At 59.5% G+C, this 24,260-nt stretch carries 22 protein-coding genes and 1 tRNA gene; 9 read left to right on the top strand and 14 right to left on the bottom strand.

Annotation, left to right across the window (positions count from 1 at the left end; genetic code table 11):
* Positions 1-117 precede the first annotated feature (117 nt).
* The 6 genes from PB2503_RS06820 to PB2503_RS06800 form a co-directional block, all read right to left on the bottom strand.
* Entirely contained in the window at positions 118-1,746 is a 1,629-nt protein-coding gene (locus tag PB2503_RS06820) for an ABC transporter ATP-binding protein (RefSeq protein WP_013300504.1), read from the bottom strand.
* 1 nt (position 1,747) lies between these two features.
* The gene (locus tag PB2503_RS06815) at positions 1,748-2,878 is read right to left on the bottom strand and encodes an ABC transporter permease (RefSeq protein ID WP_041534927.1); all 1,131 of its coding nucleotides are present in this window, start codon (positions 2,876-2,878) and stop codon (positions 1,748-1,750) included.
* Positions 2,871-3,788 (bottom strand): ABC transporter permease, encoded by a 918-nt coding sequence (locus tag PB2503_RS06810; protein WP_013300502.1) that lies wholly within the window; start codon positions 3,786-3,788, stop codon positions 2,871-2,873. Before PB2503_RS06810 ends, PB2503_RS06815 begins: the two co-directional genes overlap by 8 nt.
* Before the next feature lie 52 nt (positions 3,789-3,840).
* Positions 3,841-5,409 carry a peptide ABC transporter substrate-binding protein gene (locus tag PB2503_RS06805; protein ID WP_013300501.1) on the bottom strand — a complete coding sequence of 523 codons (1,569 nt, stop codon included), beginning with the start codon at positions 5,407-5,409 and terminating at the stop codon, positions 3,841-3,843.
* 75 nt (positions 5,410-5,484) lie between these two features.
* The gene (locus PB2503_RS14330; protein WP_148235220.1) at positions 5,485-5,745 is read right to left on the bottom strand and encodes an oligoendopeptidase F family protein; all 261 of its coding nucleotides are present in this window, start codon (positions 5,743-5,745) and stop codon (positions 5,485-5,487) included.
* Positions 5,716-5,800 (bottom strand) — tRNA-Leu (locus tag PB2503_RS06800). The genes PB2503_RS14330 and PB2503_RS06800 overlap by 30 nt, the downstream gene beginning before the upstream one ends.
* A 109-nt stretch (positions 5,801-5,909) precedes the next feature.
* On the opposite strand from PB2503_RS06800, the gene lipB reads away from it, so the two are divergent.
* From lipB to PB2503_RS06785, 3 genes are all read left to right on the top strand, one after another.
* Entirely contained in the window at positions 5,910-6,716 is an 807-nt protein-coding gene (gene lipB / locus PB2503_RS06795) for a lipoyl(octanoyl) transferase LipB (RefSeq protein WP_013300499.1), read from the top strand.
* Positions 6,713-7,159, top strand: a complete 447-nt coding sequence (locus PB2503_RS06790) for a DMT family transporter (protein WP_013300498.1) — start codon at positions 6,713-6,715, stop codon at positions 7,157-7,159. Before lipB ends, PB2503_RS06790 begins: the two co-directional genes overlap by 4 nt.
* Positions 7,160-7,415: 256 nt before the next feature.
* Complete coding sequence (locus tag PB2503_RS06785; RefSeq protein WP_158305832.1) at positions 7,416-8,165, top strand: DUF481 domain-containing protein; 750 nt, start codon at positions 7,416-7,418, stop codon at positions 8,163-8,165.
* On the opposite strand, the gene PB2503_RS06780 is transcribed toward PB2503_RS06785, so the two are convergent.
* The 3 genes from PB2503_RS06780 to rpsU form a co-directional block, all read right to left on the bottom strand.
* Positions 8,162-8,878 (bottom strand): YbjN domain-containing protein, encoded by a 717-nt coding sequence (locus PB2503_RS06780; RefSeq protein ID WP_013300496.1) that lies wholly within the window; start codon positions 8,876-8,878, stop codon positions 8,162-8,164. The genes PB2503_RS06785 and PB2503_RS06780 overlap by 4 nt on opposite strands.
* Before the next feature lie 69 nt (positions 8,879-8,947).
* Positions 8,948-9,679 (bottom strand): pirin family protein, encoded by a 732-nt coding sequence (locus PB2503_RS06775; protein ID WP_013300495.1) that lies wholly within the window; start codon positions 9,677-9,679, stop codon positions 8,948-8,950.
* A 265-nt stretch (positions 9,680-9,944) separates the two neighbouring features.
* Positions 9,945-10,169, bottom strand: coding sequence for a 30S ribosomal protein S21 (gene rpsU / locus PB2503_RS14325; RefSeq protein ID WP_083811001.1), 225 nt, complete (start codon positions 10,167-10,169; stop codon positions 9,945-9,947).
* A gap of 151 nt (positions 10,170-10,320) precedes the next feature.
* Between rpsU and PB2503_RS06765 the strand changes: the two genes are divergently transcribed.
* Positions 10,321-11,025: a COQ9 family protein gene (locus tag PB2503_RS06765; protein WP_013300493.1), complete on the top strand. Its 705-nt coding sequence runs from the start codon at positions 10,321-10,323 to the stop codon at positions 11,023-11,025.
* Between the two features lie 53 nt (positions 11,026-11,078).
* Positions 11,079-11,606 (top strand): peptide-methionine (S)-S-oxide reductase MsrA, encoded by a 528-nt coding sequence (msrA, locus tag PB2503_RS06760; RefSeq protein ID WP_013300492.1) that lies wholly within the window; start codon positions 11,079-11,081, stop codon positions 11,604-11,606.
* A 367-nt stretch (positions 11,607-11,973) separates the two neighbouring features.
* Here the strand turns inward: msrA and cmk are convergent, their stop codons facing one another.
* The 5 genes from cmk to PB2503_RS06735 form a co-directional block, all read right to left on the bottom strand.
* Positions 11,974-12,615, bottom strand: a complete 642-nt coding sequence (gene cmk / locus PB2503_RS06755) for a (d)CMP kinase (protein ID WP_041535405.1) — start codon at positions 12,613-12,615, stop codon at positions 11,974-11,976.
* A gap of 212 nt (positions 12,616-12,827) precedes the next feature.
* Positions 12,828-14,450 (bottom strand): ATP-binding protein, encoded by a 1,623-nt coding sequence (locus tag PB2503_RS06750; RefSeq protein WP_158305831.1) that lies wholly within the window; start codon positions 14,448-14,450, stop codon positions 12,828-12,830.
* Positions 14,451-14,577: 127 nt separating this feature from the next.
* The gene (locus tag PB2503_RS06745) at positions 14,578-15,594 is read right to left on the bottom strand and encodes a quinone-dependent dihydroorotate dehydrogenase (protein ID WP_202944413.1); all 1,017 of its coding nucleotides are present in this window, start codon (positions 15,592-15,594) and stop codon (positions 14,578-14,580) included.
* Positions 15,595-15,608: 14 nt separating this feature from the next.
* On the bottom strand, positions 15,609-17,024 hold the full coding sequence (rimK, locus tag PB2503_RS06740) for a 30S ribosomal protein S6--L-glutamate ligase (protein ID WP_013300488.1): 1,416 nt from the start codon (positions 17,022-17,024) through the stop codon (positions 15,609-15,611).
* A complete protein-coding gene (locus tag PB2503_RS06735; RefSeq protein ID WP_013300487.1) occupies positions 17,024-17,458 on the bottom strand; it encodes a tellurite resistance TerB family protein in 435 nt (144 codons plus the stop codon). The genes rimK and PB2503_RS06735 overlap by 1 nt, the downstream gene beginning before the upstream one ends.
* Positions 17,459-17,548: 90 nt before the next feature.
* Here PB2503_RS06735 and PB2503_RS06730 point away from each other — a divergent pair, with 90 nt between their 5' ends.
* From PB2503_RS06730 to PB2503_RS06715, 4 genes are all read left to right on the top strand, one after another.
* The gene (locus PB2503_RS06730) at positions 17,549-19,129 is read left to right on the top strand and encodes a lysine--tRNA ligase (protein ID WP_013300486.1); all 1,581 of its coding nucleotides are present in this window, start codon (positions 17,549-17,551) and stop codon (positions 19,127-19,129) included.
* Positions 19,130-19,221: 92 nt separating this feature from the next.
* Positions 19,222-20,676, top strand: a complete 1,455-nt coding sequence (locus tag PB2503_RS06725; protein WP_013300485.1) for a mechanosensitive ion channel domain-containing protein — start codon at positions 19,222-19,224, stop codon at positions 20,674-20,676.
* Positions 20,677-20,812: 136 nt separating this feature from the next.
* On the top strand, positions 20,813-21,811 hold the full coding sequence (locus tag PB2503_RS06720) for an NAD-dependent epimerase/dehydratase family protein (RefSeq protein ID WP_013300484.1): 999 nt from the start codon (positions 20,813-20,815) through the stop codon (positions 21,809-21,811).
* 397 nt (positions 21,812-22,208) lie between these two features.
* A complete protein-coding gene (locus tag PB2503_RS06715) occupies positions 22,209-24,155 on the top strand; it encodes a PrkA family serine protein kinase (RefSeq protein ID WP_013300483.1) in 1,947 nt (648 codons plus the stop codon).
* The last annotated feature ends 105 nt before the right edge of the window (positions 24,156-24,260 follow it).

The following is a 24,260-nucleotide window of genomic DNA, read 5'->3' as shown; positions in this document are numbered from 1 at the left end:
AAGCGAAACGTCGAAGCCCCGACCCTCGCCGGGAGGCGTTGATCGCGCAGCGAAGGAGGCCGGGGTATCAGCGGACCGAGCGTGTCAGATGATCGGCCGGCATGTGCCGAGCAAGGGCTAGGCTGGATTGGTGAGCATATCCTTGAGAGTAAAGGAACTGGCAATCAAACTCTTCGTATATTCATGGTGCGGATCTTCAAAAATCTGCTGCGTCATCCCCTCTTCGACGATCTCGCCATCTCGCATCACCATGACATAATCGGCCATTGCCTTCACCACGGCCAGATCGTGACTAATGAAGATGTAGGAGAGCAAAAATTCGGACTGAATCGTTCGGAGGAGTTCGATCATCTCCTTCTGGACCGTTCGGTCAAGGGCGGAGGTCGGCTCATCGAGGACCACTATTTTCGGCTTTAGGACCATGGCGCGGGCGATCGCGATCCGCTGACGCTGCCCGCCGGAAAATTCGTGCGGGAATCGGTTTCTCACATTGGCGTCGAGGCCCACCTTCTCGAGGGCATCGAGAGCCTGAGCATCGCGGTCCGCTTTCGACAAATGGCCGGCATGGGTTCGCAAGCCCTCCTCGACAATGTCGAGAACGGTCATCCGTGGTGAGAGAGATCCATAGGGATCCTGAAACACCATCTGTAACTCTCGCCGTAAAGGCTTCATCTCTTGTGGGGAGATCGCCAGCAGATCACGCCCCAGATAGGTGATCTGGCCCTCACAGTTCGTGAGGCGCAAAAGGGCACGCCCAAGCGTGGATTTGCCCGATCCACTCTCTCCGACGAGCCCGACGGTCTGCCCTTCCCGCAGCCGAAGGTCGACCCCGCGCACCGCATGAAACCGCGTATCCTTACGGAACAATCCGGGCGAATCGCCATAGCTCACATGGACGCCCTTCGCCTCCAGAACGACCTCGACGCTGTCATCGACAGGTCTCTTTGTGCCGTCCGGCTCGGCTGCCAGCAATGTTCTTGTATAGTCTGTCTTCGGACTTTCAAAGACATCGACCGTTTTACCCTCTTCCAGCAGCTGCCCTTGCCGCATCACGAAGACACGATCGGCGAACGCCTCGACGATGCCCAAATCATGGGTAATGAAGATGATACTCATCCCAAGCTCTCGGTTGAGCGACGCCAGGAGCTTGAGAATCTCTGCCTGGGTCGTCACGTCGAGGGCCGTGGTTGGCTCGTCCGCAATGAGCATGTCAGGCGCGTTCGCCAGCGCCATGGCGATCATCACCCGTTGTCGTTGGCCGCCGGACAGTTCGGTGGGATAGGACTTCATCCGGCGCTCCGGGTCCGGGATTTGCACAAGTCGTAACAGATCGAGTGCCTTGGCCTGTGCCTCGCGGCGGACGATCCGTTTGTGGACCATCAACGGTTCGATGATCTGATCACCGATAGAATAAAGAGGGTCGAGTGACGTCATCGGCTCCTGGAAGATCATAGAAATCTTCACCCCACGAATATCGTTCATCTTCTTTTTCGAGAGGCTGAGGAGGTCCTGATCGTGGAATAAAATGTGGCCGGACGCCGTTCCATTGGACGCCAACAGTCCAAGCGTGGTCATGGCGATTTGGCTTTTTCCCGAACCACTCTCACCGACAATGGCCACGACCTCTCCGGGCGCGACAGACAGGGACACCGATTTGACGGCGTGCACGGTGCCATCCGGGGTGTCGAAATCCACGGTCAGGTTCTGGATATCCAGCAGGGGCGATGGGGACGAAGTCGAGCTCATGTCATCGGTCCTTCGGGTCGAGGGCATCACGCAGTCCGTCACCCAGGAAGTTCAGGGAAAACAGGAGGACCGACATCGCAAGGGCTGGAAATATCAGCATGTACGGATCGTTGCGCATGTACCGCGCGCCTTCGGAGATCAACAGCCCGAGGGAGGTAAGCGGTTCCTGCACCCCCAGCCCCAGAAAGCTGAGGAAGCTCTCAAGCAGGATAACCTTTGGAATAAGGAGGGTCATGTAGACGGCCACTGTCCCGGCAAGGTTCGGCACGATGTGTCGGCGAATAATGTCCGCCTTACTGACCCCCAGCGCCTCGGACGCCTGAACAAACTCCCGCCGCTTCAATTGCAATGTCTGCCCTCGAACGATACGGGACATGTCGAGCCATTCGATCGCGCCGATAGCGATGAAGATAAGAACGATGTTGTTGCCGAAGAAGACGACCAGAAGAATGACGAAAAAAACGAAGGGCAGGGAATACATCAGGTCGACAACGCGCATCATGGCGTTGTCCAAATGGCCGCCCACGAACCCAGCCACCGCCCCATAGGTGACCCCAATCAGCAAAGCGACGCCCGTCGCAAGCGCGGCAACCAGCAACGAAATGCGCAGCGAGACAAGTATCCGCGTGAGCAAGTCTCGGCCATTCTGATCCGTGCCCATCAGAAAGTAGAGCGACTTTACATTCGCTGTAACATGGGCACGGGTGGCGTCAGCCTCGCTGATCTGCAAATCCACATCGTCAAAAACATCCGACCGCACGAGATAGCGCGTGATACGGGGATCGATCGGTTCGGCGTTCCGGTTGACGATCTCGACCTGTATACGTCCATTTGCCACTTCGATGGCGTCGACATCGACCCGGGCCCGCCTGAACGCCGTCTCCGCAATGGGAACGATTTGATCCTGTTTGGGATAGGGAGAGAGCGACGGCTTAGCACTGACGAAATTGTTATAGACTTCATCGTAAGGGTGCGGAGAGATAGTCGGCCCAATGATCGCAGCGAGGGTCATCACGATAATGACCCAGAAGGACACCATCGCCGCCTTGTTTCGCTTGAGACGCAACAGGGCGGTCTGAAGCAAGGATCGGCTGGTGACAGCTGGCTGTGCCGGGAGGGGAGGACTATTCATAACGCACCCGCGGGTCGAAAACCGAGTACAAGAGATCGACGATCAGATTAAAGACGAGCACCAGCGTGGCGACAATCACGACCGTTCCCATCACCATGGTGTAATCGCGATTGAGGGCGCTTGTCACAAAGTATCGCCCAATGCCCGGGATCGCGAATATCTGCTCAACGATGATCGAGCCCGTCAGCAACGCAGCCGCCGCAGGGCCAAGATAGCTGAGTACCGGCAGGAAGGCGGACCGTAACGCGTGCTTTCCCACCACGCTGCTGAGGGGAAGTCCATAAGCCCGAGCGGTTCGTACGTGATCGGATTTAAGCGCCTCCAGCATAGACCCGCGCATCAACCGCGTGATGATGGCAACCTGCGGCAGCGCAAGCGCCAGCACCGGGAGGACAATCTGTTGGGGGCTTCCCCAGCCCGTTGCGGGCAACAGATTGAAGGTAAGGGCAAATATGAGGGTCAGGATAGGAGCAAGAACAAAGTTAGGTATCGTAATCCCGAACGTCGCAAAGCTGACGATAAAAAAATCCGTGCGCTTATTTTGGTTCAAAGCAGCCACTGTCCCGAGAAGCACACCGGCGAAAAGCGCGATGAATAAGGCCGTCGCGCCCAGTGTAAGGGAGATAGGAAGCCCCTCCCCCAGCACTTCATGGACGCGCTTGTCTCTGTAGACGAATGACGGACCAAGATCCCCTTGAAGGAGATTGCCCATATATGTCCAATACTGCTCGATCAGGGGCTTATCCAAACCGTAATTGGCCCGGATATTTTCCAGCACCGCCGGTGCCAGGGGACGCTCCTCATCAAAGGGGCCGCCAGGGGCAACGCGCATCAAGAAAAATGTCAATGTAATGACGACAAACAAAGTCGGGATGATCGTCAATATGCGCTTCAGTGCGTAAGAGAGCATAAGCGTCCTTCGGGCGATATCAATCGGGCGTATACTTCACTCGAACCCGCCATCAATCGACAAGGGTCAAGTAGCGGGAGAGGTGCTTGTTCATCACATTGCTCTCATACCCCTCTATCCGAGGAGAAACCAAGGTGAAGGAAGAGTAGTAGTAGATCGGCAGGAAAGGCGTATCGCGGAGGACGATTGCCTCGGCCTCGCGCAAAATTTCCGCCCTAACGTCAAGATCGAGTTCGTTCGCCGCCCGGACCATTATCGCGTCATATTCAGGATTATCGTATCGGGCGTAATTGAAGCCGTCATTGTACGACTCCAGAAGAAACAGGAAGTTCTGGGGATCGGAATAATCGCCGATCCACCCGGCCCGGGCGACCTGCATCGGTCCTTTGTCGCGCAGATAGGCATAGTGGGCAGCGGCATCACGGATCTTAAAGGTTACCTTGAGGCCGATTTCGGACCACATATCCGCAATCGCGGTCGCGGTGTTCTTGTGGTTCTCACCGCTATTGTACATCAATTCGACATGGACGGGATTTTCCTTGGTAATCCCCTTCCGCGCCATGATGGCCATCGCCTCGTCCTCCCGGTCGAGCATCGACATATTGTAGATGTCCAGCGTGGGCGAGCCGCCGGGGTAGTTGTTGATCCCCACGGGCACGAGGCTCGTGGCAGGGATCATCCCTGGCCAGATCTCATCGGCCAGGAACTCCCGGTCAATCACCAACGACATCGCCAGACGTATCTCCGGGTCGGAAAGAAATTCGTCCTGCGTGTTCAAGGCGTAATAGTAGGTGCCCAAATAGGGAACGACCCGCAAGGAGTCTCCGTACTGTTCGAGGCGTCGAAGATCCTGGGCGGGAAGGTCTGTACAGATATGGACCTCTTCGGCTTCCCACGCCCGGACACAGGTCGACCTATCCTCAAACGGAATATAATGAACCTCCTCAATCGCCACTTTGTCGGCGTCGTAGAAATACTCATTCTTGCGAAGGACAATCCGGGCATTGAGCGTTGAGGATTCGAGCTTATAGGCGCCGTTTGTCACCATGTTTTCGGGCTTTACGAACTGATCGCCGAAGGCCTCCACCGACGCCTGATGGAGTGGCTTGCCAGTTTGGTGCGTCAGCTGATCGAGAAAGTATGGGGTGGCCGTCTCAAGCCTGATTTCGAGCGTTCTGTCATCAATCGCCCTGACACCGAGTTCAGAAGGCGGCAACTCACCAGTGTTCACCTGCTCGGCTTTCTTGATCGGGTAGAGAATGGTGGCGTATTTTGCGCTGGTCAACGGATCCATCAACCGACGGAACGCGAAGACAAAATCGTGCGCCGTGACAGGGTCACCATTCGACCAGGCAGCGTCTTCTCTCAGATAGAACACATAGGTCAGGCCATCGTCGGACAGATCCCAGCGCTCCGCAGTACCCGGAACGACCTCGGCAGTCGGGGAAAAATCGACGAGCCCGGAGTAAAGATCGTCCATCAGCCGGGATTCAGCGATGGTTGATGTCCCGTGATGGTCGAGGGTCTCTGGATCACCGTCATTGCCGCGCAGCAGGATTTGTGCCTGCGCTGTGGCCCCGAAATAGGCGCACAGCGTAAGGAAGAGGCGAAAGAGGTTCATTCTCAAAACGTCATTCTCCGGCAAATACTGTTGCAAGACGCGAAGGCACTGAGGCCGACCGCAACTGCGGCGCGCCTATTCAGCAGGCGCGTCCAAGGGGAATGTGTAGTCTATCTCGACCAGCGGAGGGTAGACCGCTTCGGGAATGGTATCACCTGAGAGGAAATAGTGTAGCGTGTTGTCAAAGTTCCGCGCTTTTGCGGTGGCGGCGCTCGCCTGGACCTCACCGTTCACGAATGCCACCGAGAGGACTGATCCCGAACCGCACCCGCGCTCAAGCAGCCGAAGGCGGGTGCGCAAGGGAAATGGTGCGGTCGAGAGGACTCGAACCTCCACGGATTGCTCCACAGCGACCTCAACGCTGCGCGTCTACCAGTTCCGCCACGACCGCGCCGGATGGTCCCAGAAGGCCCATTCGGAGCGGCGGGCGATAGCAAAGAGCCGTCGCCCTCTCAAGAGTTAAGTTTGACAAGCGCCCAAAACTATCGAACACCGTGCCCATGGCCGACTATGCGCGGGCGGTTGGGGATCCAGGAGCATGCTTCGCCACCGGCCCCGTTCATTTGACCGTTTCCCGTACCCCCATTCCCTACCCCATCGCGCTCGAAGCGATGGACCGTGCCGTCGAGGCCATTCTCGACGGCACCGGTCCCGAACGCCTGTGGTTTCTTGAACATCCGCCCCTTTATACCGCGGGCACGACGGCAAAACCCGCGGACCTGAAAGACGCCGATCGGTTTCCTGTGTATCCCGCCAAACGGGGGGGACAATACACCTATCACGGACCTGGACAGCGGGTGGCCTATCTGATGCTGGACCTGCGGCACCGGGTCAGGGATGTGAGAAAATATGTCGGCGACCTCGAACGATGGCTGATCGCCAGCCTCGGCGATTTCAACATAGACGGCGAGCTGCGACGCGGACGCGTCGGCGTGTGGGTGGATCGTTCCCGCCCTGGAATGCCAAAAGAGGACAAGATTGCCGCCATTGGCGTCCGCATCCGCCGATGGGTGAGCCTTCACGGCATTGCACTCAATGTCGAACCCGACCTCTCGCATTTTTCCGGGATCACGCCCTGCGGGATCAGCGATGCGCAATACGGGGTGACCAGCCTTGTGGATCTTGGCCGCCCGGTCACGATGGACGAGGCTGACCATGCGCTGATCCGCCATTTCACCTCGATCTTCGGACCGTTGGTGAGGGAGCCCTTTACCGGATGGATCGAAGAGGCCGCTCGGGCGGTTGAATCGGAGGCCGATCATAGCGCAGGTGAGACAGAGCCTGGGCAAGAAAGGCCGGCTCCATGACCTCGTTGATTTTCGTTATGGCGGGCCTTTTGTCGGGCGCGATATTCGCCGCACAGGGCGCGATCAATGGCCGCCTCGCGGCCTTTGCCGGCGGCCCCCTGGTCGCTGCCCTTATCTCTTTTTCGGTCGGCTGGCTCAGCCTTGCCGCCCTCATCCTTCTTTCACGGCCGCAGGCACCGAACAGTTCGGTCATCGCGACCGCGCCCCCATGGGTCTATCTTGGGGGCCTCATCGGCGCGACCGGCGTCGCCCTGGCCGCCCTCAGTGTGCCCCGTATCGGAATTGCCACATGGGTCGGGGCGTTGATCGCGGGACAGCTCATGGCCTCGATCTGGCTCGACCATCTTGGCGCTTTCGGCCAGGAGGTCCGTGAAATCACGCCGGGCCGGATTGCAGGGATGATCTGTCTGGCCCTCGGTGTTTGGCTGATCCGTCGATACTAGGACCGGATCAATCAAGCGGAGTCGTGAAGCCTTTCAGCGTCTTTTTGTCATCGCATTCTCTTCGCGCGCCCCGGTTCCCCCTTCGCTTCCTGTCATGATGATAGTTTTTTGAACAAATCATCCCATGATAATGTTCCTCACACCGGTCGGAGGACAGGGCCTTGGGGGAGACAGGGACAGGGTCGCCCTCCTCTCGGCATCATCGGCGGCGTCATCCGGAGGATCAGGCGGCGCCAGGGCAAGGGATCTAAAAGGTATGAGTTGTGTTGTGTGCATGATGATGGCGATGGCAGGCGGCCTTGTCGTCAAACATGAGCCTACGAATGGTTGGGACGGTCGTATCGAATTCTCCGCCTCCGCAGCGTCAGGCAACACGGAAACCAGCGTCCTCGGCGCCCGATTCAGTGCCAAGCGGGTCTTTGGCCGTTTCAAGAACAGTCTCGATGCGGGTGCCAATTACGCCAAGGCAACAACGGAAAACGCCGACGGCGAGGAGGTCACCTCTGAGACCCAGGATAATTTCTTCGTACAATATCGTCTCGACGCCCAGACCGGCGACCGACACTTCGCCTACGGACGGGTGCGCTATGAGGAGGACGCCTTTTCCGGGTTCGATAGCCGCTGGTTTATCGGCTCAGGCTTCGGGGTCGAAGTCATCGCAAAGGATAATCTCTCCTGGAATCTGCTTGGCGGGCCGGGGGTCCGTATCGTCAGCGTGTCCGAGACCGAAGGAGAGCCGACAGAAGACGACGGGACAGAGGTCGCCCTTTTCGCGGCCAGCGAGGTGGACTGGACCATACGGGACGGGGTCACCTTTGCGCAGGATGCCGATGCCACCCTGGCGGAGGCCAACACCACGCTCGCAAACGAATTCACGCTCACCACCGCCTTGACCGACCGACTATCAACGAATGTCGGGTTCAAGCTGAGCTACGAAAGCGAGCCGCCGGAGGGACGGGAAAGCACAGACACCCTTCTCAGGGCCTCTATCGGTTACAGCTTTTAGTCCTCCTGCACCGCAAGGCCGAAACCGGTGATAGACGGAAAAGGGACCTGCGGACTGGCGCGCTCAGGGGATAAGGGACCGAACCGCGCCACCAGTCTCGACACATCCCAGCCTGTGGCGGCAACGGCCGACGCGAGGCGGGGGAAACGCTCATCGGGCGGAACAGAAACTTCGAAGGGGCCTGGCCCGGACTGCTCGATCACCATTTCTTGGATCGTATTCGCGTCCTCCAGGAACAGGCCGAAGGTAAAGCCGACATTCTCGGCCAGAACACCGCCGCGGAGGACCTGACGATAGGTCAACCCTGTGAGACTTCCTTCGAGAAAGCCTGCACTGACGGTCCGACGCTCGATATTGAAATTATTGACCAGAGCCGGGCTCGACGCTGGCAAATTCATCAGTACAAGATATTCGATCAGCTGGCACCCCTTGCCGGCCTGGGGCATATCGCACGCCCCCAAAGTGGCGAACAAGCGGGCACCATTTGCTTTTTCAGCCACGATATAGGGCAGGCCCGTGGCCGAGTGGCTGATCGTTGGCAAAAACCCGGCGGTGGCGATCGCCTCGCTCAATTGGTCGAGATCGAGGGAGCGCACGACCCCTCCAGCGATAAGCGGGTTCTCCTCGACGGTCAGATCATTACTCTGCGCCGTCGAGGCCCCCCCCAAAAAGAGGGACAGCAACGCCCCTGCTACGCCAATCGTTGCCCGCATCGAAAGCTCCCCCGCATTCTGGCGAAAGCCTAGGAGGTCGGCACGCCTCTGTCGATCCACCCAAAGCCCCTACCCCGCCGAGGGCGCCTCGGCCTCGAGATCGAAGAGCAGGATTTCGGCGTCTTCGCCACCTGCCAAGGAGACCTCACCTGAGGCCGTAATGGCGAGCCCGTCGCCCTCGCTGAGCCTGAGGCCCGCCACCGATAGCGAGCCATTCGCGACCTGCACCCAACATTGGCGTCCCGTTCGCACCGTGAAGCGCGCGGCCTCCTCCCCGGTAAAGCGGCCTGCATAGACATCGGCGGGCGCGTCGGTCTTGATCGTCCCCGCTTGGCCGCTCTGGGTGATAATCGGTGCTAACCTGCCCCGTCGATCCACCTCCTCGGGGCCGAGAACCTCGTATCTCGGCGCACCATCCAGGACCGCCGGGCTCAACCAGACCTGGAGGATCCGCAGCGGCTCGTCGGCACTCGGATTGACCTCCGAATGTCTAACGCCGCTACCGGCGCTCATGAACTGAACGCCGCCGGCCGCCACCGTCGACCCATTGCCCATGGAATCGCGGTGCGCGATCTGGCCCTCAAGCACATAGGAGAAGATGTCGAAATTGCGGTGGGGATGCATGGGGAAACCGCCCCGGGGGGCAATTCGATCATCGTTGATCACTCGTAACGCGCCAAAGCTGCTATGCGCGGGGTCGAAATAGTCCGCAAAGCTGAAACTGAAGGCGGATCGAAGCCAACCGTGATCACTCCGGCCGCGATCCGACGCTTTGCGCAATCGAAGCGCAGAGGCAGGCACGGGTGTAGATGCGGGTTGGGCCGCGGCCCCCTCATGGTCATGGTGCAACGACGTTGTCGATGATGGGTCGAGCATGGCAGACACCTCCACTCTGATATGGAGAAGAGATAAGAAGCCAGCGAGGCCGGTGAAAGTGGCATCGAACGGGCGCCCTCGCCCCCATTCAAACGGGACCACTCTGCCGTCCCGGCCTGAAAAACGTCATGAAAAAAGCCGTCCCTCAAAAGGCAAGGAACGGCTCCCTCATCGAGATATGGCGATGAGCTTAGATCAGCCCTTCGCGCTGCATCTTTTTCCGTTGCAGCTTACGGGCCCGGCGGACCGCTTCGGCTTTTTGACGCGCCCGCCGCTCAGACGGTTTCTCGTAGAACTTGCGACGCTTCATTTCCCGGAAGGTCCCTTCGCGCTGCATCTTCTTTTTCAGCGCGCGCAGGGCTTGTTCAACATTGTTGTCACGGACGACGATAGTAACGATGGTAGCTCTCCTCAATTCTCTCGCGGTGGGGCGTTCGGATGTGACAGGGCGGACATTGCCCTTAAATCAATTTCCGACGGCTCCTATACCGGGAGCCTGTAACACGTAAATATATATCTAAAATGGACTTAAAAGTCCATTACCATCCCCAAGTTGGAGCCTCGCGATGTCCGCCACCGTACCGAACGATCCTCTCGAAGCCGACCGCCAAGATGTGCTCAACGCCCTCTTGATCGAGGCGACCTTCGAGGGGTGGACGGAGACCTCTTTGCGGCGGGCTGGATATGAGGCGGGTCTCAGCCACGGGCAAATGGCCAATGGCCATTTGGGGATCCTGTTCCCCAAGGGGATTCTCGATGTCCTCGATTATTGGGCGGCGCTAGAAGATCGCCGCATGGCGGACCGATGGGCGGCGATGGACGTCCGCCCGGAAAAAATTCGCGACAAGGTCACCAGTCTGGTGCGGATGCGGATCAGTCAACTGACGGATCATCGCGAAGCGGCGCGGCGGGCGGCCGCCACGTTGGCCCTCCCCCCCTACAGCCAGGGCGGGGTGCGGCATTTGTGGCGCACATCCGGAGCGATCTGGCGGGCCCTCGGGGATCGCTCGACGGATTTCAATTGGTACACAAAGCGGCTCACCTTGAGTTCGGTCTATGGGTCGACCCTGACCCGATGGTTCGCCGAGGAGCCGGTGCAAACATTCGATGAAGAGACGGAGGCCTTCCCGCAAACGTGGGACTTTCTCGATCGACGCATCGACAATGTCATGGCCTTCGAAAAAGCAAAGGGCAGAGTGACGAACATCCCCCTCTCCCCCGGGAAAGTGGCAAACGCCCTGGGTCAGGTCCGCTACGCTTTCTCACATTGATCGGCCGTCCGCCGCGCCCCATCTCTCCCACAACCGAAGAAGAAGGAGTTGGCATGACAAGCGACACGGCAACCCGGACCGAACGGGCGCTTTTGGCGGGGGGATGTTTTTGGGGCATGCAGGACCTTTTACGGAAGGTCCCCGGGGTGTTGCGCACCCGTGTGGGATATACCGGCGGGGCCTACGACAATCCGACCTATAACGATGTGAAGACAGGCCGCACCGGTCATGCCGAAGCCATCGAGATCATCTTCGACCCGGACGTCGTGTCCTATGAGAAGATGCTGCATTGGTTTTTCAAAATTCACGACCCCACGACCCGCAATCGTCAGGGCAATGATATCGGCCCGCAATATCGCAGTGCCATTTGGTTTACCTCCGACGCGCAGAAGGCAACAGCCGAAGCGGTCATGGCCGATGTCGACCGCTCAGGAAAATGGCCAGGGCCATTGGTGACAGAACTGGCGCCGGCTGGAGTGTTTACCGAGGCGGAAGCAGAGCATCAGGATTATCTGGAGCGCTACCCGCACGGCTATACATGCCATTTCGTTCGGCCCGATTGGCACCTCGACGCCGCTTGAGACCCCGGTTGACGAACCGCCCCTTCGGATTCTGCTGAAGTCGGTGCGGCAATACGGGAAGCAAGATCCCGCAATCTATCTCCCCAAAAGAAAAGGGCCTCGCGCAATGCGAGGCCCTAAGCACGTGTCTTGCTGTACGGGGTTGCCAAGGCAAGACCAAGCCGAGCGACCAGCGAGGGGGGGAGAGAGGTGCTCGGCGCCGTTGCTATATCGACTATATGGGACGCCCCCTAGCTCTCACAATGGGCGCTCTGCGTGCGGCGGTTTAAAAACTGCTCATCATTAGTCGCTTGTTATTGCGGCATAATCGGCGATGGGCGCCGAACCTGTGACGATTTGTCGACGACTTTATACAGCGGTCCGGTCATCAGGACGGCAAACGGCGATCGATTTCCCTCAAGGCGCGGGCGAACACTTCATCGGGATCGAGCGTTGTTGTGTCGATAATCACGGCATCAGCGGCCGGGCGCATCGGCGCCTCTTCTCGGCCCGCATCCCTCGCATCACGGCGGCGAATATCCTCAAGAACGTTCTCGAAGGAGAGCGAGCGAGCATCGCGGGCCATCAATTCCGACCATCGACGGTGGGCCCGCACCTCAGTGTCCGCGGTCACATAGAGTTTGACGGGGGCGTCGGGACACACCACGGTTCCGATATCGCGGCCATCCAGGACCGCGCCACGCAACCCGTTGGGCGGCGCGGCCGCAAAGCGCCGTTGATAGGTGAGAAGCGCGGCCCGGACGGGCGGCTGCACAGCGACCTGCGACGCGGCGCGGCCGACATCGGGGGTTCGAATATCCGCATCGGCAATATCGTCGAGACTGAAGGCGCGGGCCGCAGCCTCGGCGTCGTCCACGCGTCGGGGGTCGAGTTGCCGGCTCAGCATCACCCAGCCGACTCCCCGATAGAGCATCCCGGTATCGAGATAGGCGAGACCATAATAAGCCGCCAGTCGGCGGGAGAGCGTTCCCTTACCGCTGGCAGCAGGCCCGTCCACGGCGATAATCAGCGGCGGCGATGGATCGCTCATAGGGAGTAGAATAGGCGCGCCCGACCATCGGTGCCAAGGCCCCTATAAGTGGCCCCCCTTCGGTGTAGAAAGGCGCGACAATGGGAGTTCCTAGAGCCGTTTCAGGTCACCCCAGCCGTCAGACATCCTTAGATAGGTGTGTGCCGCATTTTCTTGACGCGAGCCGGCGCCAAAGTGCGCTTGAAAATGCTCTAGCCGATATCGGCAAAGACGCGGCCGTTGCGATAGTTCTCTCCGTTGAGGACATCGGAAATCGCCTCAAGCAGGCGCGCTTCGCTCACAGGTTTGGCGATGAACCCGTTGAACCCCTTTTCCCCCAGCTCCCCGTCGCGGCGCGCCGCTTCATCCGCCGACAGCGCGATGACCGGGACATCGCCCCAGGCCTCACTGCTCTCACGAATTCTGCGCACCGCTTCGAAGCCATCCATCGTTGGCATATGAAGATCCATCAGAACGATATCGATGGGGCCACCCGCCAGCATGTCCAAGGCCTCCTGCCCGTTCTCCGCCTCGCTGCAGACACAGCCGGAGGATTGCAAGAGGAGCCGCGCGACCTGTCGATTGAGACCGATATCGTCGACGATGAGCACTTTCAGCCCCGCGGGAATGCTGCGCATGTGCACGGCGGTCTGGGGCTTTGGCCCATGGATCTCGCCGGGGACCTTTACCGGCAACCGAACACGGAAGGTCGTCCCAACGCCGACCTTGCTTTCGAGATCGACCGAGCCCCCCATTAGATCCATGAGCCCTTGCACAATGCTGAGACCAAGGCCGGTGCCGCCATAGGTGCGGGAGGTGGAACTATCGGCCTGGGTGAAGGGCTTGAAGAGCTGGGTCTTAATGTCGTCGGAAATCCCCGGCCCGGTATCGGACACCGCGACCGTCACCACCGATTGTCCCGCCTTTGGCTTGGAGGCATCGACGCGGATATGGACAGACCCCTCTTCGGTGAATTTGATCGCATTCGAAACAAGGTTCGAGAGACATTGGTAGAGGCGGTGATGGTCCGCAATGACCTTTTCAGGGACACCCGGGCCGATCACCACATCGAGGGAGAGACCTTTTTGCTTCGCCGGGCCTGACCAGAGCCGTTCGACCTTGCCCACGGTTTCGGAAAGCGCCTTCTCATCCGGCGCGAGTTCGAACGCCCCAGCTTCGATCTTCGAGAGGTCGAGAATATCGTTAAGAAGGGTGAGCAGGGTCGTCCCGGCATCGTGGATCGTATTGAGATGCTGTCTCGCTTCGGTCGGGAGGTCGAGCTTCAGAACATGCTCGGTCAGGCCCAGAATACCGTTCAAGGGCGTTCTGATTTCATGGCTTGTATTGGCCAGAAACGCCGACTTTGTCTTATTTGCCGCTTCTGCCTCGCTTCGAGCCAGCCTGAGGCGCTGTTCATTGGCGCGGATCGCGGTGATATCGACCGTGACGGCCACCCGCTCTCCACTCTCCATTTCAAAGAAGTTCGATTGAGCGGTGCGGCCGTTCTCCGTATGAAACTCGACGGGCAGACCCGTACGCAGACGGTAGATGTAATCCTCGGCGCTCTCCTCAAACTCGTCAGGCGGAAGATCCGGCAGGATCAGCTTCAACTGTCGTCGGACGATCTGGTCGAGGGGCACCCCGGCTTCGAGTAATTCGAACATCTGGGCATTCCGATCCCGGGCCACCTGATTACCGTAAATCAGGTGGAGGGTCGGGTCGTAAATGACGAAGCCATTAGGCAGGCAATCCAATGCCTCCAACATGAAACGGCCCGATCGTGTGGACCGCATTTCTTCGACGAATGCCCTAATTTCAGGCCGTGTGTTCGGCATGTCCCGCGCTCTTATCCTCACCAAACTATAAGGAGGTTGCCTTAATGCTTGCTGAAATCTGGAAATTTGCTGACTTCTCAGCTGGCGGAGCGGTACTCTTTTCGTAGACAGACCGACTGATGATCGCCTAACGGTGCGCCGCCCCCACCGCATCGGCGACGGTGGGATAGCCATCGACAGTCAACCGATCGGCGAGCCCGTCAAGGATATCAACCACAAGCCTAGGCCCCTTGTAAATGAGGGCTGTATAGAGCTGCAGGGCTGACGCCCCGTTGAGGATTTTTTGATAGGCCGTGTCGCTGTCTTCGATTCCCCCGACACCGATCAAAGGAACATCCCCGTTGAGCAGCGAGGCGAAGTCACGCAACCGGCGGGTCGAGAGATCAAAGAGAGGGCGACCGGACAATCCCCCCGTCTCCTCCGGGTCGGACGTCAAATGAGGGCGCGAGATGGTGGTGTTCGATACGATCAGCGCGTCCACGGGGGTGGAGCGCACAAGCTCGGCAAGGTCAGCAACAGCCTCGTCGGTCAAATCCGGCGCAACTTTTAGAAACAGGCGGGTCGAGGGCGCCATCACCGACGGAAGGGACGACAGGAGGTTGCGCAAGGTGTCCGCCTCCTGAAGGTGTCTTAGCCCTGGCGTATTGGGGGAAGATACATTGACCGTACAAAAATCAACAAGGGGGGAGAGGGCCGCGGCGCCAACGGCAAAATCCTTGAGCCGGTCGGCGCTGTCCTTGTTTGCCCCCAGATTGACCCCAACGACCCCCGTCCGGCCGCGCCGGGCCCGAAGACGCGCAGCAACGGCCTCAAGGCCGTCATTGTTAAAGCCATAGCGGTTGATGACGGCAAAATCCTGCGGCAGCCGAAAAACTCGCGGGCGGGGGTTGCCAGGCTGCGCTTTCAGCGTCACCGCGCCCACTTCGACGAAGCCGAAGCCGAGCCGCAAACAAGGGTCTGGGACCTGGGCGTTTTTATCGAACCCCGCCGCGAGGCCCAGGGGATTAGGTAAGGTAAGGCCCGCAATCTCCGTGTGCAGAGAGGGCCATTGATCGGCCGCCATGCCAGGCACGATACCGGTTCTCAGCGCCGCAATGGTCAGACGATGTGCCCGTTCCGGGTCAACCCGCCTGAGCGCTGACATGGCAATCTCTGAGATCATAATTGTCCGGGTTCAGAGGCGCGACGGCGGCGACGGACCGTGCTCGCGGCGCGTTTCTCGATGGCTTCCATCAGTAGACGGGCCACGTCCTTACCCGTCGCCGTCTCCACGCCTTCAAGGCCTGGGCTGGAATTCACCTCAAGCACCTTCGGCCCCGAACTCGACCGCAATAGATCCACCCCGGCAAAGCCAAGGCCCAAGACCTTGGCCGCCTTGATCGCGGTTTCCCTTTCAGCCTTGCTGATCTTCACTGTGACCGCCGATCCCCCCTGGTGGAGGTTCGACCGGAACTCACCGGGGGCGGCACGACGTTTGATGGCGGCGACCACTTTGCCGCCGACCACCAGGCAGCGAATATCTTCGCCCCCGGCCTCCTTCACGAATTCTTGCACCAGGAAATCGGCTTTCAGCCCACGGAACGCGTCGACCACACTTTCAGCGGCTTTACGGGTTTCTGTGAGGACGACACCTTTGCCTTGACTGGACTCAAGCAGTTTGACGATGGTGGCCCCCTCTCCCATCAAATCGATCAGGTTCCGGGTGTCTTTGGGCGATGACGCAAACGCCGTGGTCGGCATGCCGATCCCTTCCCGCGCCAGCAATTGGTGGGCATGCAATTTATCCCGACTGACGGCGATGGCGTGGGAGCCGTTCACGCAAAACGTGCCCATCGCCTCGAACTGCCGCGTCACGGCGGTGCCATAGGCGGTGATTGAGGCGCCGATCCGCGGGATGATCGTGTCAAAGGGCGGCAGGCACCGGCCATCGTAATGGACCTCGGGCCGTCCGGCATTGATCAGCATATAGCACCGTTGGGTGTCGATCAGCTCGACGACATGCTCCCGCGTTTCCCCCGCCTCAACCAGCCGCCGTGTCGAATAGGCATTCGGCTCCCGCGTCAAAATCCCGATACGGAGAGACCGTGGGGTCGGCGCTTTTTTCGACAGCCCATCATAAACGTCATAGCTGAGCTGTGGCTGTTGATAGGAGAGGCTCGGCATCACCAGCGGCTCCCCCTCAAAGGGAAATTCCGTCAGCGCCTGGCGCCCCAGCAACATGTGATAGCTCATGCCCTCACGGTCGGAGAGGGTCAGTTGGATCGGCCATTCGTAAGGCCCGATCCGGATCGGCGTCTCGATGACATAGCGGCTCTCTGTCTCACCGTTCGAACTCGTCACATCGCGCTGGTCGACGATGTCCGCGGAGCAATAGACCTCGAACTCCGGTCGCTCTGGAATCGGATGGATCCCAAAGCGCAGCTTTCGGCGTCCCGCCGGTCCGAAGGGCTGAATGGTGAAGGCGTGAAGGGCGGAGGTTTTGGCACCCGTATCGACCTTGGCCTTGATCGCCGGCAATCCCAAGGTCGGCAAAGCGCACCACTCGGCCCAGCCGAGGGTCAAAGCATCGGTCATCAATCGACTGCTTCCACCGTCATGTGACGGGCTCTCGCCGCGTGCTCGATCGCCGCCGCTCCCTCGTCCGATACGTTCAACGCATCGCGAATGAGTTCGAGAACCCGGATCTCCGTCGGGGCCAAGTTCTCATCGGCCGTCACGACATCCACGACCGCAGCATAGGCGGTTTCGCCCAAATGCGGGGGGAGAGCCCGGGCCGCCGCGGCGATCACCTTTTGCAATCCCCCATCGGGGGCCATCATCTGGCCCGCCGCCTCGACGGTCTTCACAAGGCTGTCTTCCTCCGTTGGGGCAAACAACGGAAAGGACCGCACGACCCGGCCAATGGCCTGCAGCTCGGCATCCCGAATATCGCCATCTGAAGCGGACGCCAGAACCATGAGGTAGATGATCGCATGGGCGGGCGTCAGGGATTTATCGATATCGCTCATAACTCGCCTTTGAGACTTTCCAGTGGAGTTGCTAGGCAAGTGCGTCTGTTTCCGCAAACCCCCATCACAGACCCATCGAAAGAGTAAGCTTTGCCCCCTGTCACGCTATCGCCCGCCGCGCTCGACGCCGCCAAATCCTGGCCCTTTCAGGAGGCGCGCGCCCTTATGAAGCGGCTTGAGAAGACGGGAAAATCCACCCCCGTGGTGTTTGAAACCGGCTACGGCCCGAGCGGTCTGCCGCATATCGGCACCTTCGGTGAGGTGGCACGCACCTCAATGGTCCGCCATGCGTTTTCTCTTTTGTCGGGACGGGAGACAAAACTTCTTTGCGTCTCGGACGACATGGACGGCATGCGAAAAGTGCCCCCCTCGGTGCCCCAACCTGAAATGCTGGCCCCCTATCTCCAGCAACCTCTCTCGAGCGTGCCGGACCCCTTCGGCACCCATGACAGCTTCTCGGCGCACAATAATGCGCGGTTGCGTCGGTTCCTCGATCGCTTTGGCTTTGACTATCAGTTCGTCTCCGCCACCGAGGCCTATCGCGAGGGCGCGCTCGACAAGGCGCTTTTGCGGATGCTTGAGGTCTATGACGAGGTGATGGATATCATCCTGCCCACCTTGGGCGAGGAAAGACGGCAAACCTATTCGCCCATCCTGCCGATCAGTCCGACCACCAACCGCGTGCTCTACGTGCCTCTGCTCGACCGCGACCCGGCAACCGGAGAGATCGTCTTCGAGGACGAGAACGACGACCGGGTCACGACGAAGGTCACGGGGGGCGCCACGAAATTGCAGTGGAAAGCCGATTGGGCGGGGCGCTGGTATGCTTTCGGAGTCGACTATGAAATGGCCGGAGAGGATCTGACCGAATCGACCCGCCTGTCGGGCAAGATCGTGCGTGCCCTTGGCGCGGAACCACCGGCCGGCTTCAACTATCAGCTCTTTCTCGACGAAGAGGGACGGAAGATTTCGAAGACCAAGGGGAATGGTCTGACCATCGAGGAATGGCTGCGATATGCCAGTCCCGAAAGCTTGAGCCTGTTCAATTTTCAAAATCCGAAGAAGGCGAAAAAGCTCTATTTCGACATTATCCCAAAGACGGTCGATGAGTACTGGACCCATGTCGAGAAATTCGCCGACCAGCCCGAAGAAAAGCAGGTGGATAATCCCGCCTTCCACATCCACACCGGGTCGGTGCCGACGACGACCCCGCCGGTCCCGTTCAGCCTGCTGCTGACGCTGGTGGATGCCTCCGGCACCTCTGACCCCGAGGTGCTGCGCGGCTTCGTGGCGAAATATCGGCCGACAGCGACGGAAGCGGAAATCGCCGCGCTCGAGGCGCTGATTCCCTATGCCGTCCATTATTTCGAGGATTTCGTCAAACCGAAGAAATCCTTCCGTTCTCCGACGGTTGAAGAGCGGGAAGCCCTTCTCGACCTTGCCGAGCGATTGGCGTCCCTTGAGGACGGCCAGGAAGAAGATGTCTATCAGACGGCGGTCTTCGACGCCGGTAAGGCGGCGGGCTTTGAAAACATGCGGGCGTGGTTCACCGGCCTTTACGAAGTCGTCCTTGGGCAGAGCGAAGGGCCCCGCATGGGGCCGTTCATCGCCGTCTTAGGCCCCGATCGGGTCGCGGGATTGATCCGCAAGGCGTTGGACAAGGACGGGTGAGCCGCCTTCCCCGACCTCGATCTCAAGGGGGGAGAGCTGCCTTCTCGACAGGATGCGGCGCGCCACCCTACCGAAATGGCCGAGGACATCCCATGCGCTCCCTCATCCTGATTGCTGCCGTCCTCCTTTCGGGTCTTGGACCGCTCGCACTTGCCCAGGGCTCGGCATCATCGTCGGCTGATCTTTCCGGTGACGCCGCCCCGATTGAGAATGCCCCGCCATCGGAGGCGCCGCCGTCGACGGAGGCGCAAGTGACCTTCACCGAAGGCGCCATCGATGCCGCCGCAAACGGGATCGACGATGCGGATATCGAGCGGCGCCTTAAAAGTATTTTCGCCGCCCTCCCCGCTTTTCGCGCCGTTGAGGTCCGCGTCGCGGACGGCGTGGTGCGGATCGAGGGCACGGTGCCTGGACGGGATCAGGTGGTGGAGGCCGAGCAGGTCGCCTCCCGCGTGGCGGGAGTGGTCGCGGTGGAGAACGCTCTTGCTGCTGATCTATCGGTCGATGGCCGTCTCGCCCCGGCCGCCGAGCGGGCGCGCCTTTTGGCGGAGAACACGATAGCCCTACTGCCTCTCCTGGCGGTGGCGACCGGCGTGATCGGCTTTTTCTGGATCTTAGGTCTCTTTCTGGGGCGTCAGGGCTGGCTGTGGCGCCGCTTTGCAGACAATCCCTTGATCGTCGGCCTCGCCAGAACCGTGGTCCCGATCGTCTTCATCTTGATGGGGATCGTCATCGCCCTCAATCTCCTCGACGCGGTGGCGGTACTGTCGGCGGTGCTCGGGGCCGCCGGGGTTCTCGGCCTCGCCGTCGGTTTCGCGGTCAGGGATACAATTGAGAACTTCATCGCCAGTGTGATGCTCAGCCTACGCCAGCCGTTTCGCCCGAAAGACTTCGTCGATATTGGCGGTCACAATGGGACGGTGGTCAGCCTGACCTCCCGCGCGACGATTTTGATGACCCCCGACGGTAACCATCTGCGCATTCCCAATGCCGAGGTGTTCAAGGCCGTCATCACGAACTTCTCCCGCAATCCCGAGCGGCGCATCACCTTTGAATTAGGGATCGACGCCGAGGATAATCCGGGGGCAGCGATGGAAGCGGGGTTGAACGCTTTGAGAGGCCAAGCCTTCGTCCTCAAGGACCCCGCCCCGATGGCCTGGATCGTCGAGGTGGGCGACAGCAATATCGTTCTAACCTTCGCCCCTTGGATCGACCAAACGGAAACAGACTATTTCAAGGCCAAATCCGCCGCGATTACCGTGACCAAAGACCGTCTTGAGGGGGACGGCTTCACTCTGCCGGAGCCGATTTACCGGCTCAAACTCGATACGCCCTTCGCCGTCCCGCCAGGAGGGATGGGGCAAAGCCGCCCCACACCGCCCCCCGAAAAGCGCGTGCCATCGGCCCGGGCCCCGCAGCCCGTCGATACCTCGGTGGACGATACCATTGCCCGCAAGGTCGACGAGGATCGCCGCGCCACGAAACAAAAAGACCTTCTCTCGGATCAGGCACCGACGGAATTCGGTGACGAAGGCGCGCCCGCCTAGGGGCCCCGACAGGAAAGATGGCCAAAGAAGGCGCACCGGCTTAAAGAAAGGCGATCCGCAACCGATCGTCTGATCGCCGGTCCCCAGTCCCTTTTGAAAGAAAGCGGACAGCCCGGCTCGCCCGTGAGAGAGTTAGATGCGCGTTCTCGTGACCGGCGCCGCCGGCTTTATTGGGTCCTATACCTGCCATGCTTTGCTCGATCGGGGCTGGACCGTCACCGGCGTCGATTGCCTGAACGCCTATTACGATCCGGCCTTGAAGCAGGATCGCTTGCGGTTCCTTGAGGCACGGGACGGCTTTACCTTTACCAAGGTGGATCTGTCCGACGCGGCGGCGGTGGCCAATATCGGCAGCGCGTTCGACATTGTCATCCATCTCGCAGCCCAAGCCGGGGTGCGCTATTCCCTGGAAAACCCGCTTAGCTACGTCGACTCAAATGTGCGGGCCCATCTCAATGTCCTCGAACTGGTACGCCACGCCGAAACCCCGCCCTTCTTGATCTATGCATCGTCAAGCTCGGTCTATGGCGACACGACCCCAGCTCCGTTTCAAGAGACGGCGCGGGCTGACCAGCCGGTCTCTCTCTACGCCGCGACCAAGCGATCCTGTGAGCTGCTCAGCGAGAGTTATACGGCGGTGTTCGACCTCGCTCAGGTCGGATTACGGTTCTTTACCGTCTATGGCCCCTGGGGGCGGCCCGACATGGCCTATTGGTCCTTTGCCGAGCGCATGGCCAAGGGGGAGCCCATCGACGTTTTCAACAATGGCAAGCTTGGCCGTGATTTTACCTGGATCGACGATGTGATCGACGGGATCGTCCGAATTGCCGAGGGCGGTCCTACCCCCGGCGAGGCCCGCGGCCGGCACAGGGTATATAATATCGGGAACAGTCGGCCAGAACCGCTCATGCACTTCATCGAGGTGCTCGAGCGCGCCATGGGCATGACGGCCACAAAGGTGATGTTACCCATGCAGCCCGGCGATGTGCACCAGACGGCGGCCGATACCGGACACCTGGCCGAAGATTATGGCTTTGCGGCCACCACCTCGATCGAGACGGGACTGCCGATCTTCGCCGATTGGTTCAACTCCTGGCGCTCGGGCAAAGCGGTCTCGACCTGGCGCCATTGGTAAGACCCGATCGGGGCGCGGCCAAAAAGGCTGTTGCGATTCTTCGTCGCACGGCCCGGTCTGCCATTCGGGGGCTTTGGCAGGAGGGCGGCAGGCCTCCTCAAGATATTTTTTTCCCCCGCGCTATCGAAACGGCTTTGGATTCAAGGGGTTTAGAGCGGCGATTAAACGGAAAGCCATCGCTTTGTGGCTTTAGGGTACTCGCCAAGACGCCCGTTTCAGTCTTACCTTCCAGAAGTGCGTGAAGAGCATGGCCGAGCGGGGCCTTACGCACAGTCAGGCCTCGGCCTATCGGCCTTGCAGGCTTGCTCCTGAGACCTCTCTTCGCGCGTGGGCGCCGGTTGGCGCAATTGGATGGCGAAGAAAGGCGGTCGCGAGAGCGACCGAGCAGGTGGCACGAATGAGCGATACGCTCGACATCTTCGACGCATTTTCTGCTGGCTATGAGCGGACAAAACACGAAGAAATGTCCCTCCGCGACTATCTCCTCGCGGCGCGAGACGATCCGATGTTGTACGCCTCCCCCGCCGAGCGGATGGTGAAAGCCATCGGCGAGCCGGAGATGATCGACACATCGAAGGATCCAAGGCTCTCGCGGATTTTCTTCAATCGGACGATCAAGAAATATAAAGCCTTCGAGGGCTTTTACGGCATGGAAGACACGATCGAACGGATCGTCGGGTATTTCCGCCACGCCGCGCAGGGCCTCGAGGAAAAACGCCAGGTGCTTTATCTTCTCGGGCCGGTCGGCGGCGGCAAGTCCTCCCTCGCTGAGCGTCTGAAAGATCTGATGGAAGAATTTCCGATCTATGTGCTCAAAGCGGGCGATCAGATCAGTCCGGTTTTCGAGAGCCCCCTCGGCCTTTTTCAGACCAGCGACCTCAAGGATCTGCTGGAGGAAAAATACGGCATCGAAAAGCGGCGTCTGACGGGACTGATGAGCCCATGGGCCGTGAAGCGTCTCGACGAGTTCGGCGGTGACATCTCGAAATTCTCAGTGGTCAAATTATGGCCATCGAAACTACGGCAATTGGGGATTAGCAAGACGGAGCCCGGTGACGAGAACAACCAGGACATCTCCGCCCTTGTGGGCAAGGTCGATATCCGAAAGCTCGAACATTACAGCCAGGACGATACCGACGCCTATTCCTATTCCGGTGGCCTGTGCATGTCGAACCAAGGGCTGCTTGAATTCGTCGAGATGTTCAAAGCCCCGATCAAGGTGCTCCACCCGCTGCTGACCGCGACCCAGGAGGGCAATTATGTCGGAACCGAAGCGTTGGGGCCGATCCCCTTTCAAGGGGTGATCCTTGCCCACTCTAACGAAAGCGAGTGGCAGCAATTCCGCAACAACCGGAATAACGAGGCCTTCCTTGACCGGATTTCCGTCATCAAGGTCCCCTATTGCTTGCGGCCCACCGAAGAGACCAAGATCTACGCAAAATTGCTCGCGAGCTCTGAGTTGTCCGAGGCCCCTTGCGCCCCGGAAACCTTGCCGATGCTGGCGCGGTTCTCGGTCCTGACGCGCCTGAGGGAGCATGAGAACAGTAACCTCTATTCCAAAATGCGGGTCTATGACGGCGAAAAGCTGAAGGACACCGATCCCAAAGCCAAAAGCCATCAGGAATATAAGGATGTTGCCGGAGTTGATGAGGGCATGGACGGGATCTCAACCCGCTTTGCGTTCAAAGTCCTCTCCGAGACCTTCAATTTTGATACGGAGGAAGTGTCCGCGGATCCGGTTCACCTCATGTATGTCCTCGAAACCGCGATCAAGCGCGAGCAATTCCCCGATGAGGTGGAGAAAAGCTATCTCGAGTTCATCAAGGGTGAGCTCTCGCCGCGCTATGCGGACTTTATCGGCAAGGAAATCCAGAAAGCCTATCTCGAAAGCTATGGCGAATACGGACAGAATTTGTTCGACCGTTATATCGCCTATGCCGATGCGTGGATTGAAGATCAGGATTTCAAGGACCCCGATACGGGCCAATTGCTTGACCGGGCAACCCTCGATCAGGAACTGTCAAAGATCGAGAAGCCGGCGGGGATAGCGAACCCCAAAGACTTCCGAAACGAGGTGGTGAAATTCGCCCTGCGCGCTCGGGCGGCCAATGAGGGACGCAATCCGGCTTGGACGTCCTACGAGAAGCTCCGCTCGGTCATCGAAAAGCGGATGTTCACCCAGGTCGAAGATCTTCTTCCCGTGATCTCCTTTGACTCAAAGAAAGACTCCGAGACCGAGAAAAAGCATAGCGACTTTGTCGAACGCATGACCGATCGCGGATATACGCCGCGGCAGGTTCGGCGACTGGTTGAGTGGTATATGCGCGTCAATAAAGCGGGATAGCGTCCCCTCCGCATTGCCAATGGACAAAAAAGGCCGGCATCTGCCGGCCTTTTTCACTGTGCTGTTTGAGACAGGGCTGTTTGAGAAGGCGGGGGGACCGTCTCA

The organism is Parvularcula bermudensis HTCC2503 (genome assembly GCF_000152825.2).
Classification (GTDB): domain Bacteria; phylum Pseudomonadota; class Alphaproteobacteria; order Caulobacterales; family Parvularculaceae; genus Parvularcula; species Parvularcula bermudensis.
Note: the sequence above shows the minus strand (reverse complement) of the source record. Positions and strands in the feature narration are given on the sequence as shown.

Bases quoted from the DNA above. Each gene is read 5' to 3' on its own strand.
- PB2503_RS06820 (WP_013300504.1), bottom strand. From the start codon at position 1,746: ATGAGCTCGACTTCGTCCCCATCGCCCCTGCTGGATATCCAGAACCTG.
- PB2503_RS06815 (WP_041534927.1), bottom strand. From the start codon at position 2,878: ATGAATAGTCCTCCCCTCCCGGCACAGCCAGCTGTCACCAGCCGATCC.
- PB2503_RS06810 (WP_013300502.1), bottom strand. From the start codon at position 3,788: ATGCTCTCTTACGCACTGAAGCGCATATTGACGATCATCCCGACTTTG.
- PB2503_RS06805 (WP_013300501.1), bottom strand. From the start codon at position 5,409: ATGAACCTCTTTCGCCTCTTCCTTACGCTGTGCGCCTATTTCGGGGCC.
- lipB (WP_013300499.1), top strand. From the start codon at position 5,910: ATGGCCGACTATGCGCGGGCGGTTGGGGATCCAGGAGCATGCTTCGCC.
- PB2503_RS06790 (WP_013300498.1), top strand. From the start codon at position 6,713: ATGACCTCGTTGATTTTCGTTATGGCGGGCCTTTTGTCGGGCGCGATA.
- PB2503_RS06785 (WP_158305832.1), top strand. From the start codon at position 7,416: ATGAGTTGTGTTGTGTGCATGATGATGGCGATGGCAGGCGGCCTTGTC.
- PB2503_RS06780 (WP_013300496.1), bottom strand. From the start codon at position 8,878: ATGCGGGCAACGATTGGCGTAGCAGGGGCGTTGCTGTCCCTCTTTTTG.
- PB2503_RS06765 (WP_013300493.1), top strand. From the start codon at position 10,321: ATGTCCGCCACCGTACCGAACGATCCTCTCGAAGCCGACCGCCAAGAT.
- msrA (WP_013300492.1), top strand. From the start codon at position 11,079: ATGACAAGCGACACGGCAACCCGGACCGAACGGGCGCTTTTGGCGGGG.
- PB2503_RS06750 (WP_158305831.1), bottom strand. From the start codon at position 14,450: ATGCCGAACACACGGCCTGAAATTAGGGCATTCGTCGAAGAAATGCGG.
- PB2503_RS06745 (WP_202944413.1), bottom strand. From the start codon at position 15,594: ATGTCAGCGCTCAGGCGGGTTGACCCGGAACGGGCACATCGTCTGACC.
- rimK (WP_013300488.1), bottom strand. From the start codon at position 17,024: ATGACCGATGCTTTGACCCTCGGCTGGGCCGAGTGGTGCGCTTTGCCG.
- PB2503_RS06735 (WP_013300487.1), bottom strand. From the start codon at position 17,458: ATGAGCGATATCGATAAATCCCTGACGCCCGCCCATGCGATCATCTAC.
- PB2503_RS06725 (WP_013300485.1), top strand. From the start codon at position 19,222: ATGCGCTCCCTCATCCTGATTGCTGCCGTCCTCCTTTCGGGTCTTGGA.
- PB2503_RS06720 (WP_013300484.1), top strand. From the start codon at position 20,813: ATGCGCGTTCTCGTGACCGGCGCCGCCGGCTTTATTGGGTCCTATACC.
- PB2503_RS06715 (WP_013300483.1), top strand. From the start codon at position 22,209: ATGAGCGATACGCTCGACATCTTCGACGCATTTTCTGCTGGCTATGAG.